Consider the following 13,064-nt stretch of genomic DNA (forward strand, 5'->3'; position numbering starts at 1 on the left):
CTGGACTGTTCATCGTTGTCGCCGCCAACCGCAGCGGAGCACACATTGCAACTACGCCGCGTCGGCACTTGTTAAGACTGCAAGTGGAAAGTTTGCCAAGTCTGGCGGTTATGCTATTTCTACATTTGGGGGACGTGGATTCGCACCGAGGTGGTTCTTGCACCCAGAGGCATCAGGCGTCGGCTCGGAGAGTGAGGGGCCTTCCTCAAGCGATGCTCCGCGTCCGGGCGAAGCGCTTCTCGCTGACCTTTTGGCGAACACGACCGAACTCTTGTCGTTCTATGACCGCGACTTCTGTCTCACACACTACGCAACCAAGCTCAAAGGCGTATACGGAGGCGTGGTGGCGACGGGCGCCGCCATCTGGGCGATCTACCCGAGCTTCCTCGATGCGAGGTGCCGCGACGAATTTCTTCGGGTGTTCCAGGGCGGCTCTCCGGCAAGCATCGACTTGCCGCCATCATCGGGCGAAGCGCCCCGGTCCGTTTTCGTCTTCGGCACCGCAAATGGTGTGGGGATCATCGAATCAAGGAAGCATGGCGGGCGAAGCGCGGCGGAGGAGCAGGAGCATGGAATTCTGCTCCATCTGGCGACGCATGACGTGCTGACTGGACTGCAGAATCGGCGGCGATTCGGCGAGCAGTTGCAGCAGGCCCTGGCGACCCTCGGTGAACCAAAGCCGAAAGCCGCCCTGCTGCAGATCGACCTTGACGATTTCAAATCGGTCAACGATACGCTCGGCCATGGAGCGGGCGATACGCTTCTTCAGCTGGCTGCGGGCCGTATCCGCGACGCGCTGCAGGACGGCGAATCCGCGTACCGGTATGCCGGCGATGAGTTCGCTGTCATCCAATTGGGAAGGGAGCAGCCAGCAGAGGCTGAGCGCCTCGCCGGGTCGCTGGTCGACGCCTTCAAGATCCCCTTCGTCATCAACGGCATCCCCGTCTTCGTCGGCTCGAGCATCGGAATTGCTTTCGGGCCGGAACACGGGACCGATGGCGAGCAGTTGATGAAAGCCGCTGACATTGCTCTTTACGCAGCCAAGACAGATGGACGCGGTTGCGCTCGAACATTCAACCGCTCGATGCTGCTCTTACTCGAGCAACGCGAGAATCTGAGGCGCAGCCTTCGAACCGCGCTGGAGCGGGGCGAGCTTTATCTGGAGTATCAGCCGCTCATTCGCCCTCCCGCGTCGGTGATCGGTTTCGAAGCGCTGTTGCGGTGGCGGCACCCCGAGGTCGGAATCATTCCTCCCGGCGTGTTCATACCGATCGCCGAAGCCGACGGCCTGATGGATCAGATTGGACGATGGGTGCTCGAGGAAGCCTGTCGCCAGGCATTGACTTGGCCTTCCTCGCTGACAGTCGCAGTCAACCTCTCGCCGGCTCAGTTCCTTAGCGGCACGCTGACAGACACGGTCGCTCAGATCATCGATGCAGTTGGAATCCGGGCAGACAGACTTGAACTTGAGATAACGGAGACGGTTCTTCTTGAGAAGACGATCGACAATATCGACACGTTAAATACTCTGAATGTCTTAGGAATACGAATTTCGCTCGACGATTTCGGAACATACTATTCGTCGTTGAGTTACCTCAAGAACTTTCCATTCGACACATTGAAGATAGACCAATACTTCATTGCAGACCTAGACACCGACCTCAAGAGCCAGACGATCGTGCGATCGATCATAAGTCTGGCGCACGGCCTGGGAATAAGCGTCACCGCCGAGGGGGTCGAGACGTCGGTACAGGCACGGTGGCTGATCAAGGAGAACTGCGATTGCCTGCAGGGCAATTTCCTGGGTCGGCCGCTCGGAGCCGAGGCGACCAGCGATTTCATCAGGCGGTCCCCGCTGAGAGTGGTACGCGCGATGGAGGCAAATCGGGCGGTCTAGCGCCTTGCACTCTTTGTTAACGGTGAAATGGAGATTTGTAGAAACGATCGAGGCAGATACCGCACAATTCTTCGAGTCGGTGCGAGACTGGCTCATGATGGGCGCGGTGAAATTTTCCATCTCGGAGGTCATGGCTCAACCAGGGCTCATATCGACGAAACAAGGGAATATGCCGATGGGACCTGTTCAACATGACCTGGCTGGCGAGCCGACGTTTGAGCCCATGATCCAGGTCGACATGGAAATCAAGGCTTTCGTCTCCGCTTGGAGACACTGCGACTATGTCTCGACATACATGGCGCGGATGATCAGTCAAAATAGATCAGACTCGGTCCGGCATTCAAATCTCTTTTCCTCTGCCTTTAACGAACTGCTGGAAGTCGCCTTTCGCACGCGCCTTGCCGACGGCGAATTGGCGTGCAGGGTGTCTCGCCATGGCGCCACGGATAGGATCGAGCTGACATTCCCTTGCCTGCCAGGGGAGCGCCAATTCTACCAAGAGGCCCTGTCGCAAGTCGCAGCATTCGAGGCCAAGGAGCGATACCTTAACTCGGTGTCTGGGGATCTTGCGCCCAGCCGGGAGATGGTCCTCCTGGAACTGGCTGTCGACTACAACGCGACACTCTGGGTCGAGGAAGCCGACGGCGATGCAATCAAGCTTGTCGTGGATCTTCCGCTTGAGGGTCAGTAAAATTGGGCCCGTACGACCTTCTCCCGCGCTTCAAGGCGCAATACGACGCGAACAACCAGGAGTTCTCCATATCGGGGGTGGTCCGGCCTCAGGCGATCGATGAGCTTGGCCCCAGCATAGCATTGCTTCGTGATGCGATCGGTCGTGTGCGCGGCGTTCTCTATGTCAATGTCAGACGCCTGACGCAGATGAACAGCGCTGCGTTTCACGCCTTTTCGAGGATCATCATCGATGCCTGCCGCGCTCGCCCTGATCTCAAATTCGTCGTCATCACGTCAAGCGTCGTCGGATGGAGTTCGCGAAAATTCCGTCGCTGAGCGGAATCGAACCGAACATCACGGTCGAGGAGTATGACAGTCAATTCTATCCGGGGCAGGGCTTCCTCGAGGAAGGCGCGTTCGTTCCGATCCTGCGCACGCAAACAAAGATGACCTGGCGCCACGAGCGCGCAATCTTGCCGCGACACGGCATGAGGCCCGGGATCGTCATGGCCGACATCTGTTGTGGGATCGGAGATTTCGCCGTGCTCGTGCAGAAGGAGTTCCAGCCGTCGCGAATCGTCGCCCTCGACCACTCCATGTCAAGCCTCAGCTATGCTCGACGCGTGATGAAGGAGTTCGATATCCGGGGCATCGAGTATACCTATGGCGATGCATCGGAGATGCTGCTCGACGAGGCGCAGTTCGACCTGGTCACCTGCCGGCATTCCCTTCAAATCTTCAATCGGCCTGAACTCATCCTCAAGGAGCTCTACCGCATATGCAAGCCGGGCGGGCGGGTCTACATTACCAACGAGAAGAATTCGCATTGCCTCGGCGAGCCGCGCGCCGAAAGCATTCGTTGGACCTACAACGAGGTGGCGAAGCTGTTCAGGCATTTCGAGATGGACGTCGAGCTCGGGCCCAAGAGTCGGCGATACCTGGTCGAAGCCGGGTTCGAAGATATACGTGTGGAGTCGTTCATGGTCACTAACCTTGACGGCGATCCGCAGGACTTCGCCGATGTCGTTGTGGCCTGGGCGGATGTCTATGCGGGCGAGATGGCGACCCGACGCGGCGACGGACCGGAGTTCATCGCACGGTTCCGACAGGGCTTCCAGGACCACATTTTCGCTGCACTCCACCCCAAGGGTTATGCGGGTTGGCCGATCTGGGTCGCATCGGGGCAACGGCCACAATGAAAGCCGACAATGAGCCCACACCGCGCTTCGGCCTGCGCTCCTTTCGAGCGAAATTCGTATTGGTCGTTGGCGGCGCCGTCCTGTTCGACCTACTGCTGAGCGGCGGTCTGGCGCTTTGGAACGTTCAAAAGCTGTCGCGCGATGCCACATCCGAAGTCGGTGAGGGCCTGACGACCGCAAACCAGGAATACATTCGTTCCTATGCGCAATCGACGGCGTTGAGCGTCGACCTGTTGCTCGATCGGGTTCATGGCGACGTCAAGGCGCTGGCCGGCGTGCTGCAGGCCCAGATCGACGATCCGAGTAGGCAGCAACAGGTCGGAGCGACGCTTTCGCATCAGGCGCCCGGCTCCGTGAAGATCGTCTACGACGCGCAGGGCAATTGGGCGCAGAATCTGCCGGGCGCGCCTTCCGTGGTGAGCGTCTGGGGCTACCTGCTGGGTGCCGACCATACCCCGCTACCGGGCGTTCAGAAGGAAATAGAAGACAGTACCGTGATCGATCTCGTCGCGCCGACCCTCATGGCCAGCGGGTCGTCCAAATTGCAGATGTACTATATTGGTCCAAAAGAACGGCCGATCTTCAGGACGGTTCCGTATACGGACCAGGCGCAGACCTTCGACAAGCTCTATCCGGGCCACAACAAGGCGGAGTTCTGGGAATTCTTCTTTCCGGGTATCTATGGTTCATGGCAGCAATGGGCCAAGGATCCTGCCTCCCGTCCGGTTCCTGACGACATTACCCAGACAGCGCCTTACACGGATGCGATCACGGGAAAGCTGATCGTCAGCTTTTTCCACCCGCTGTGGACGCTTGATCGCACCGGTATCGCCGGCACGGCGGGAGCAGACATTACTCTCGATCAGCTGGCGGAAGTCGTCGAACGGGTGAAGATCGCTCGAACCGGATTCGGCTTTCTCACGATGTCGACTGGCAATGTGGTGGCGATCAATCCGTCTGGCCAGGCGATCATCGGCCTGACTTCATCGAGCGATGCCGGCACGCAGGGCGTCACCGGCTTGGAAAGGTCTCTGCGGGGAAGTACGCAGCCGGCTATCGCGTCGCTGCCTCTCGACCAGAACAATGACGGTGTCATCCAGCACATCATGCTCGACAACAAGGGCGAACACGTTCCCTACATCGTTGTCCTCAAGAGATTGAAGCCGACCAATCTGTGGAGTTCGGGACCGATTAAGTCCGAAACGATGTCGGTCGGGATCGTCGTTCCCGAACGGGAGATCTATGCGTCCCTGTTCGCCGCGCAGGAGAGTATTTCGCGCGCAACCAATCGCATCCTGCTGTTTCAGGTCGGTGCGATCATCGTTTCGCTTCTGATTGTCTTTGCGGCCGTGCTCGGAATTTCGAAGCGGATCACAGCGGGCCTGAGGGCGCTTGCCAGTGCCGCCCAGAAGCTCCAGTCCAAAGATTATTCAGTGCGCGTGAGCATTCCAACGCGCGACGAGGTTGGAGCGGCAGGGATTGCCTTCAACCGGATGGCTGAGGAGATCAGCTTTCACACTGAAAACCTGGAGCAACTCGTCGACGAACGAACCAAGGAGTTGGGGGACGCCAATCAGGAGATTTCCGCACTCAACGAAAAGTTGCGGGACGAGAACGTCCGCCTCGGTGCCGAACTCGCGGTTGCCAGACACATCCAGATGATGGTCCTGCCGAAACCAATCGAACTCGAAGCGATTCCGGGGCTGGAGATCGCAGCGTATATGCGGCCGGCAGACGAGGTCGGCGGCGACTACTACGACGTTCTGCAGAACGGTTCACGGGTCAAGGTCGGCATTGGCGACGTGACCGGTCATGGTCTCGAAAGCGGCGTGCTGATGCTGATGGTCCAATCCGTCGCACGCGCGCTGCAGGAGACCAACGAAGCGGATCCGCACCAGTTTCTGGATCGGTTGAACAGAGCGATCTACAAGAATATTGAGCGGACGAACACCGACAAGCATCTCTCGCTGGCCTTCCTTGACTTTGAGGATGGACGGGTAACGCTATCCGGCCAACATGAGGACGTCCTTGTCGTCCGTGCGGGCGGGGAAGTCGAACGTATCGACACGCTTGATCTGGGTCTGCCGGTTGGTCTGGAGAGTGACATCTCGCCGTTCATTGACACGTATGACATCAAGTTCGGGACCGGCGACGTGATCGTGCTGCACACCGACGGTGTGACCGAGGCGGAAGACCAGGACAGAAGGCTGTTCGGGTTCGAGCGCCTTTGCCAGAGCGCACGAAAACGTCAAGGCGGGAGCGCAGAGGAAATCAAAACCGGAATCGTCGAGGATCTGATGGCCCATATCGGAATCCAGAAGATCCATGACGACATCACCCTCGTGATCATAAGGCACACATAGAAATGACCACGCTGTTCGGCACATCTGAGCTTGCTATCGGGACGATGGAAGGTGTCAGTCGTGTGCGGCTGTTCGACGGACCACTCGACTTGAGTTGGCGTCATTGTGCCACGACCTCGGACTTCTTCGCCGATCTTTTTGCGTTGCGCTTTCAGGCGTCCCGCAATGACTACAGGGAAGTGCACCATAGCATCGGATATCTGGTCAACGAGCTCATCGAAAATGCCGTCAAGTTTCGCGCACAAGGTGAGATCGTGATCGAGGCATCGATGGATTCGGAGCACTTCAAGCTCAAGGTGTTGAATGACGTCGATGGTGATGACGTGTCCGAGTTCCAAAGTCTCCTGGCGAACATCACGGTTGGCGACCCCAAGGACCTGCTGATACAGCGAATCGAAGCGAATGCCGCGAACCCCGACATGGCAGGCTCCGGACTCGGATTGCTCACGTTGATGAGCGACTATGGCGCACGCATGGCTTGGATATTCAGCACCGCCGACGAAAGCGATCGGATTTGCCTGGAGACATATGCCTCCATTCCGATCTCGCAAACTCACAACTAGCTGAGGCGAAGCCAGTCTATGGAAATCAAAACAGACGACTACCGCGTGTGGCTTGAAGGAAGCGATATTTTTTTCGACGGTGTCATGCGGCTTGCCAGTTCCGAAGCCGGCGCGCCTATCATGGCTCTGGCGACCAGTGTCCTTGCCTCAAATCCCTCTTCCATGACGCTCAACTTAAAGGACCTTCACTTTCTCAACTCTTCTGGCATCAACCTGCTGGCGAAATTTACCATCGAGGTGCGCAAGCATCCCGATGTTCGGTTCGTCGTGCGCGGAACGCCCGACATACCCTGGCAATCGAAATCCTTGCCGAATCTGAAGAAGCTGCATCCCGCCCTGGTGCTTTTGATGGACTAAGGTCGCCCGAAATCAGCCTACGGACTGCGTGCTACAAGAGTGACGCACCGAGTGAGATATGTACTCCATGACAAGTATTTGGATGCGAAGGTAACGACAATTCGGCCTGGTGCGCAGATGCTGGCAATGGCTCGGCGGGGGCTCGGCACAGGCGGCAGGCGTCCATGTTGGGGGGATGTCGGGCTGCCTGTGCCGATTGGCCGCCGTTGCGCGATCAAAGGTGGCGTCATTGAGTAAGCGTGCCAAGGCGACCGGCCGCCGGCTGGAGTTCATTCCGCCGCAGATCCCGACTTGCGTCGAGGAGCCGCCCGGAGATGAGGGATGGGTTCACGAGGTCAATCTTGACGGCTACCGAACGCAGATCATCATCGATAAAGGCGGCGTGCGCCTCTACAGCAAGAACGGCCGTGACTGGACCACCAAATATTGGCCCATCGCGCTGGCTGTCGAGCTGCCATGCCGGGCCGCCATTATCGACGGCGATGTCATTGTGCCGGACGAGCAAGGCGCCCACGATTGCCCTTCGCTGGAAGCCGCGATCTGGAACGAACCGAGCCGGCTCGCGTTCGTCGCGTGCGACATCCTCCATCTCGACGGTCGCAATCTAGTCTCCTTGCCCCTCCTGCAGCGCAAGCAGGCGCTACGGCAACTGGTTGAGCACGGCCTCGGCAAGATCCAGTACAGCGAGCATTTCGAGAGCACTGCGCCAGCGATCTTTCGCGCCGTCGAGAAGGTGGGGCTCAAGAGCATCATCTCGAAGCGCGCCGACAGCAGCTACACGAGCGGACCGTCGAACACATGGTTGAAGGCCAAATACTTCGAGGAGGCCGATTTCTGAGCATCGACGACGCTTCTGGCGGCCTCGGGCAGTCCTCGGGCAGGAGGTCGTGTGCGACAAGCAGCCAGTTCAAACCTACACCGCTTTCTGCTTGAATACTTTCGACATCCCATTGGAGCACCACCCATCTCAAACGATCCTTTCGCCCCCTTGCGGCAACGCTTCCTTACCCGGTGCGCCGATCAGCTCGGGCAGCTGAAGGCCATCGCATGTGAGGGCGGCCCTTTGCCCCGGGGGGCGGGCGATCCGCTGGTCAGGATAGCGCACTCGCTGGCGGGTGCTGCCGGAACGTTCGGCTTTCCGGGTATCAGCGCACGAGCGTCGGAGCTGGAGACGCTGCTGATCGAGCAGCCGCACGCCGCCCGCGCCGCGCTCGACACGCTTATCGCGGAGATCGAGCGCACTCTGGAATGACGCGGCCTGCCGGGCTCATTTCTTGGCGCCGGTCAGGCCGGATCTAGTCATCTCGCCCCACCCCTGGTTGCCGCGCAAATATTGCCACCAGCCCTTCACGCGCCAGAAATTGTTGAGCTGGCGGTAGCCGAAATTCTCGATCACGGCGACGGCCGTGAGCACGGCGAGGTCCCTGGCGCGCGGAAAACGCTGCAACTCAGCCTCTTCGAGAACCAGGGAACACACGCTGACGCAGACGCCGTAGGTGAAGATGAGCGAGGTGAAAGCCAGCAGATACTCGGTCGACAGGATGCCGATTAGCCAGAATGCCGGGATCAGGATGTAGCCCAGCACCTCCGCTACCGGCCCTAGCACGTCGACAACCAATATGTGACCGAAGCCCAGGAAGCCGACGCGGCCATAGCGCGGATTGAACAGCATGGAGCGGTAACGGAAGAAGCATTCGAGCGCGCCGCGCTGCCAGCGCGTTCGCTGCCTGGCAAGCACGCTCAGCGTCTCCGGCGCCTCGGTCCAGCACACCGGCTCCGGAATGAACTGGATGCGGTATTTGCGCCCGGCATCTCTCATGTGGCGGTGCAGCTTGATGACGAGATCGAGGTCCTCGCCCATCGAGCCCTTGGTGAAGCCCCCCACCGCCACCACCTCCGTGCGGCGGAACATGCCGAAGGCGCCGGACACCAGCATCAGCGTGTTGATGCGGCTCCAGGCCAGCCGGGCCATGAGAAAGGCCCTTAGATATTCGACGACCTGGAGCAACGGCAGCAAGCGGTTGGACAGGTGGATCTCGCGCACCCTGCCGGCTTCGATCCTCGATCCGTTGGCGATGCGGATCGTGCCGCCGACGGCGATGGTGCGCTCGGGGTCGTCGATGAAGGGCTGGGCGGCGCGCATCAGCGCATCGGGCTCGAGGATGGAATCGCCGTCGATCACGCAGAAAAGGGGCGCGCGGCAGACATTGATGCCGGCATTCTGGGCATCGGCCTTGCCGCCGTTTTCCTTGTCGACCACGAACAGCCGCTCGGTCATCGGCGAGGAATACAGGCCGCGGATCGGCTCGTGCGCCAGCGCCTCCTCATAAGGCCGGCGGAATTTCACCAGCTTGAAGGCCTCGATCAGGCGCTGCAGCGTGTGGTCCTTGGAACCGTCGTTGATGACGATCACCTCGAAATTCGGATACTCGAGCGCCAGCATCGAATGGACGCTCTCGACCACGTTCACTTCCTCATTATAGGCGGGTACGAGGAGCGCGATCGGCGGCGCGACGTCGCCATAGCGGTGCCACAGCAGCGCCGAGCGCGCGACCGGCGGGCGCCTGGAAAGCGCGTAGGCGGCAATAATGAGCTGCAACAGATAGATCGTGGTCTGCGCCAGCCCCGCCCCGATGATGAACCAGGACAGGATGGAGGCGGCCAGAACGATCTCGTGGCTCCAGTCGGACATCATGCGGCCGGCCCCTCGGCAAGGATGAGCGAGGCGGTGCGCTGGCTGCGCGAGACCTCGCTCGCAGCGATGTCACGCAGCAGCCGTTCTCCCGGCTGGCCAAACGAGCGCAGCGCGTTGGCGGCGGCATAGCGCACTGTCCATGCCTCATCGTCCATCAGCGCAGAGAGCGGCGCGGCGAGCCCGGCGAGCCCGAGGCGCCCGGCGGCATCAGCGGCGGCGGCGCGCACGTCCCAGTCGCCGTTGGCCATCGCGCTCGCCAGGATGGCAGGCGCCTCGGCGTGCCCGGTGAGGCCCAGCGCGCGTAGCGCCGCGGCGGCGACCTCGGGCGATTGATCGCCGGTGGCGCGGGCGAAGAAATCGGCGAAATGGAACCCGGCGGCATGAGCCAGCGCGTCGATCGCGGCGGCCCGGATGAAGGGTATCGCGTCGGTGCGCGCGGCATGATCCCTGAGCTCCTCGAAGCGCGCCGGCGGAAAGCGCCTGAACAGCTCGATCAGGCGCCGCGAGCGCTGTCCCGCCACGCCGACCTTGGCCAGCGCGATATCGAGCGGCGGCAGGCTGCCGAGATCGCAAAGCGCGATGGCGGCGGCGATCCTCACCTCGCGCGAACGGTCACGGTCGAGCGCCGAAAGCAGGCTCGCCACCGCGTTTTCCGAACGCAGCGCCGCAAGCATCTCGGCCGCGTGCATGCGCTCGGCGATGTTGCCGTTTTCCAGCTGCTTGCCGACAAGCGCCGGCAGGCCGCATTCGTCGAAGGCGGCAAGGACGTCGTCATACTCCTCGCCGCGAAGCAGCGAAATGAACTCGAAGCCGGCATTGATCGCCACGCCCGCCGGCACCGCGAGCAACACCACCTTCAAGGCCTCGCGGTCCCGGTTTTCCGTGAAGGCGATCAGTGCCGTGTGAAGCTGGCGCCGCTGATCGATCTGTGCCCTGCCTCGGCGTTCCTGCAGCACCCGGCGCGCGATCAGGAACAGCATGATCACCAGGGAAAGGGCGCTGAGCAAAATGGAAAGATCCCAGATGTACCACATGATCAGAACCGCGCGGTCAAGCCGAGCCCGAATGTGCTTCGGTCGAATGTCGGGCGTTGCTCATGTGCGATACTGGCGCGGAGCGTCAGCGGATCGTTGACGTCCCAGGAGATGCCGCCGAAGACGGTGCGCGTCGGCACCAGCGTGCCGTCGGAGATTTCGGGGGCGTCCGCATAGCCGCCGAACAGGTTGAAGCGCTGCGTCATCGCAAGGTCGGCCCTAAGCACATAGCCGTCCGCGCGCGTGCCGATATCGTCGGCCGCATGCACCCAGCGGGCGGAAAGCCCCAGCCGGCCGTCGAAGATATAGGCCTGCACCCAGGGCGAGACACTGGTGACGTCTGTGTCGGTGAAATTGTCGTAGCGGGTGTCGATGTTGAGCGACAAGGGGCCGAACGCCTTCGCCGCCGCCATAACCTGCAAGGACGCGCCGGCGCCGATCGAATAGCGCGCCAGGAAATCGGCGTCCGGCGTCACCGCGGCGAGCGCATAGGCGGAGAAGGCAGGCGAGAAGGCCTTGTCGATGCGGCCCTCGATCTGAACGTCGGTGCGGCCGAAGCGGGTTGCCACGCGGGTGCGGCCCGAAACCGTCGTGCGCGGCGACAGCCGATAAGCAAGGCCAGCCGAGCTGTCGGTCCAGTCTCCCAGCCCGTTGGTGAGATCGCTCGCCTCGGTGCCGAGGTCGAGCCGCCATTTGCGCGGGGGCGGCACGGCCAGTCTTTTCTCGATGTCGGAAGAGCCGGGCTCGATGGCGAGCGCCTCTCTGTAGGCCTGCCGCGCTGCATCGTCGTCGCCTTGGGCGCGGCGCACATCGCCGATCCCCACCAGCGCCTCGGCATTGCGCGGATCGATCGCAAGCACGCGCTGGAACGACTGCCCGGCCCGCGTGTAGTCGGCCTCGAGCAGGGCGATCTTGGCATCGAGGTCGAGCGCCTCCACATTGTCCGGCGACGAGGCCAACACGTCATCGACCAGCGCGCGGGCGCCCGGCACGTCGCCCTGCCAAATCGCCAGGCGGATCTTGCCGATCCGCGCGTCGAGAAGGCCGGGCTTTATGGCCAGCGCCCGGTCGAAGAAATGCCCGGCTTCGTCGAACCGCTGGCTGGAGCCCACGATAAGGCCAAGGGCGACCAAGATGTCGGTGTTCTTCGGCGCCAGCCCAAGCGCGCGGCGATAAACCTTCTCCGCTTCGGGCAGCTTTCCCGTTGTTCGCAACCGCCGACCTTGCTCCATCAGGCCGGCGACGGGATCGTGCCGCCGGAGGGGCGGTTTCGCCCTCGGCGCCGGGGCCGCCACCGACGCCTTCCTCGCTTCACTGCCGGCGGCCTCTATGGCCTTGCGGATGTTCTCTACAAGCGCGGCGACGTCGGTGTTGCCGGGCTGGGCGCGCGCCACCGATTCGGCGAGCGGCAGCGCGGCATCCAGATTGCCCGAACGGAACTCGATCTCGGCCAGGCCGAAGCTGGCATCTTGATAGGTCGGAGCAAGGGAAAGCGCCTTGGAAAAGGCGTCGCGCGCCGCCGCCAGATCGTTGCGGCCGAGCTCGGCGAAGCCGAGCTGAACCAGGGCATCGGCGTTGTCGGGTTTGAGCGCGAGTGCGCGCCGAAGCAGATCCACCGCCTCGTCGAAATGCCGGGCCTGCCTGGCTTTCACGGCGGACGCGTAGAGCTCATCGACCGTCTGCGCAAGCACCGCACCAGGAGTGGCCGCGATGGCCAGGATCAGGCATGCGGCAAGCGCTGTGCGCCGGCTGCGCCTCATCAGCGTTTCCCATTCTTGCGCGCGATCAAACGCGCCAGCCGGGCCAGCAGTTCCTCGGGGATGAATGGCTTTACCAGATAGTCGTCAGCTCCCTTCTCGAGGGCCGAGACGATGTCCCTTTCGGCCTTGCGGGCGGTCAGCATCACCACCGGCGTGTCTGACAGGGCCGGGTCGCTCTTGAGGCGAGCCAGCACCTCCAGGCCGTCGGCCTTGGGCATCATCGCGTCGAGCACGATGATGTCGGGTCCCTCCTGTTCCGCCTTCGCCAGTGCCTCGGCACCGTCCACTGCCGTGATGACCTCGTATCCCTTCGCCCTCAGCCTGAATTCCATCAGTTCAAGCAACAAGGGGTCATCATCGCAGATCAGAACTCTTGCCTTCGCTCCATTCACCAGTGCTGCTCCGGTTCACGCCTCGTGCCCCCCGGAGTGATCAACCCATGAACCGACATCCGCCAATGCGGTCCATGCAAACAAGGCCGGTGCGGGTCTCCCGCGCCGGCCGATGCCGCGCAATCATAAATA

11 protein-coding genes and 1 pseudogene are annotated in these 13,064 nt (G+C 61.5%); 8 read left to right on the forward strand and 4 right to left on the reverse strand.

From position 1 onward, the window contains the following. The first annotated feature begins 157 nt into the window (after positions 1 to 157). The 8 genes and pseudogenes from AB4Z43_RS26200 (at position 158) to AB4Z43_RS26235 (ending at position 8,303) form a co-directional block, all read left to right on the forward strand. Complete coding sequence (locus AB4Z43_RS26200) at positions 158 to 1,897, forward strand: putative bifunctional diguanylate cyclase/phosphodiesterase (protein WP_020628984.1); 1,740 nt, start codon at positions 158 to 160, stop codon at positions 1,895 to 1,897. Positions 1,898 to 2,072: 175 nt separating this feature from the next. After that, positions 2,073 to 2,588, forward strand: coding sequence for a hypothetical protein (locus AB4Z43_RS26205; protein WP_027047220.1), 516 nt, complete (start codon positions 2,073 to 2,075; stop codon positions 2,586 to 2,588). Positions 2,589 to 2,590: 2 nt separating this feature from the next. Beyond that, a pseudogene (locus tag AB4Z43_RS26210) lies at positions 2,591 to 3,768 on the forward strand (methyltransferase domain-containing protein). Then, positions 3,765 to 6,131: a SpoIIE family protein phosphatase gene (locus AB4Z43_RS26215; protein WP_441939506.1), complete on the forward strand. Its 2,367-nt coding sequence runs from the start codon at positions 3,765 to 3,767 to the stop codon at positions 6,129 to 6,131. Before AB4Z43_RS26210 ends, AB4Z43_RS26215 begins: the two are co-directional and overlap by 4 nt. Before the next feature lie 2 nt (positions 6,132 to 6,133). After that, the gene (locus tag AB4Z43_RS26220; RefSeq protein WP_019860250.1) at positions 6,134 to 6,694 is read left to right on the forward strand and encodes a slr1658 superfamily regulator; all 561 of its coding nucleotides are present in this window, start codon (positions 6,134 to 6,136) and stop codon (positions 6,692 to 6,694) included. An 18-nt stretch (positions 6,695 to 6,712) separates the two neighbouring features. After that, on the forward strand, positions 6,713 to 7,051 hold the full coding sequence (locus AB4Z43_RS26225) for a slr1659 superfamily regulator (RefSeq protein ID WP_019860251.1): 339 nt from the start codon (positions 6,713 to 6,715) through the stop codon (positions 7,049 to 7,051). Positions 7,052 to 7,247: 196 nt separating this feature from the next. After that, the gene (locus tag AB4Z43_RS26230) at positions 7,248 to 7,889 is read left to right on the forward strand and encodes an ATP-dependent DNA ligase (protein ID WP_441939509.1); all 642 of its coding nucleotides are present in this window, start codon (positions 7,248 to 7,250) and stop codon (positions 7,887 to 7,889) included. Positions 7,890 to 7,940: 51 nt separating this feature from the next. Further along, entirely contained in the window at positions 7,941 to 8,303 is a 363-nt protein-coding gene (locus AB4Z43_RS26235; RefSeq protein WP_441939511.1) for an Hpt domain-containing protein, read from the forward strand. Positions 8,304 to 8,318: 15 nt separating this feature from the next. Here the strand turns inward: AB4Z43_RS26235 and AB4Z43_RS26240 are convergent, their stop codons facing one another. From AB4Z43_RS26240 to AB4Z43_RS26255, 4 genes are read right to left on the reverse strand one after another with little or no spacing between them, the layout of a single operon-like run. Further along, entirely contained in the window at positions 8,319 to 9,746 is a 1,428-nt protein-coding gene (locus AB4Z43_RS26240) for a glycosyltransferase family 2 protein (protein ID WP_441939513.1), read from the reverse strand. Beyond that, complete coding sequence (locus AB4Z43_RS26245; RefSeq protein WP_441939515.1) at positions 9,743 to 10,780, reverse strand: HEAT repeat domain-containing protein; 1,038 nt, start codon at positions 10,778 to 10,780, stop codon at positions 9,743 to 9,745. Before AB4Z43_RS26245 ends, AB4Z43_RS26240 begins: the two co-directional genes overlap by 4 nt. Before the next feature lie 2 nt (positions 10,781 to 10,782). Next, positions 10,783 to 12,540, reverse strand: coding sequence for a YaiO family outer membrane beta-barrel protein (locus tag AB4Z43_RS26250; RefSeq protein ID WP_441939517.1), 1,758 nt, complete (start codon positions 12,538 to 12,540; stop codon positions 10,783 to 10,785). Continuing rightward, positions 12,540 to 12,932 (reverse strand): response regulator transcription factor, encoded by a 393-nt coding sequence (locus AB4Z43_RS26255; protein WP_019860258.1) that lies wholly within the window; start codon positions 12,930 to 12,932, stop codon positions 12,540 to 12,542. Before AB4Z43_RS26255 ends, AB4Z43_RS26250 begins: the two co-directional genes overlap by 1 nt. Between the last annotated feature and the right edge of the window lie 132 nt (positions 12,933 to 13,064).

Origin of the sequence: Mesorhizobium sp. 2RAF45, from assembly GCF_052115225.1 — a bacterium.
GTDB lineage: Bacteria > Pseudomonadota > Alphaproteobacteria > Rhizobiales > Rhizobiaceae > Mesorhizobium > Mesorhizobium jarvisii.

Bases quoted from the DNA above. Each gene is read 5' to 3' on its own strand.
- AB4Z43_RS26245 (WP_441939515.1), bottom strand. From the start codon at position 10,780: ATGTGGTACATCTGGGATCTTTCCATTTTGCTCAGCGCCCTTTCCCTG.
- AB4Z43_RS26225 (WP_019860251.1), top strand. From the start codon at position 6,713: ATGGAAATCAAAACAGACGACTACCGCGTGTGGCTTGAAGGAAGCGAT.
- AB4Z43_RS26215 (WP_441939506.1), top strand. From the start codon at position 3,765: ATGAAAGCCGACAATGAGCCCACACCGCGCTTCGGCCTGCGCTCCTTT.
- AB4Z43_RS26220 (WP_019860250.1), top strand. From the start codon at position 6,134: ATGACCACGCTGTTCGGCACATCTGAGCTTGCTATCGGGACGATGGAA.
- AB4Z43_RS26205 (WP_027047220.1), top strand. From the start codon at position 2,073: ATGGGACCTGTTCAACATGACCTGGCTGGCGAGCCGACGTTTGAGCCC.
- AB4Z43_RS26240 (WP_441939513.1), bottom strand. From the start codon at position 9,746: ATGATGTCCGACTGGAGCCACGAGATCGTTCTGGCCGCCTCCATCCTG.
- AB4Z43_RS26250 (WP_441939517.1), bottom strand. From the start codon at position 12,540: ATGAGGCGCAGCCGGCGCACAGCGCTTGCCGCATGCCTGATCCTGGCC.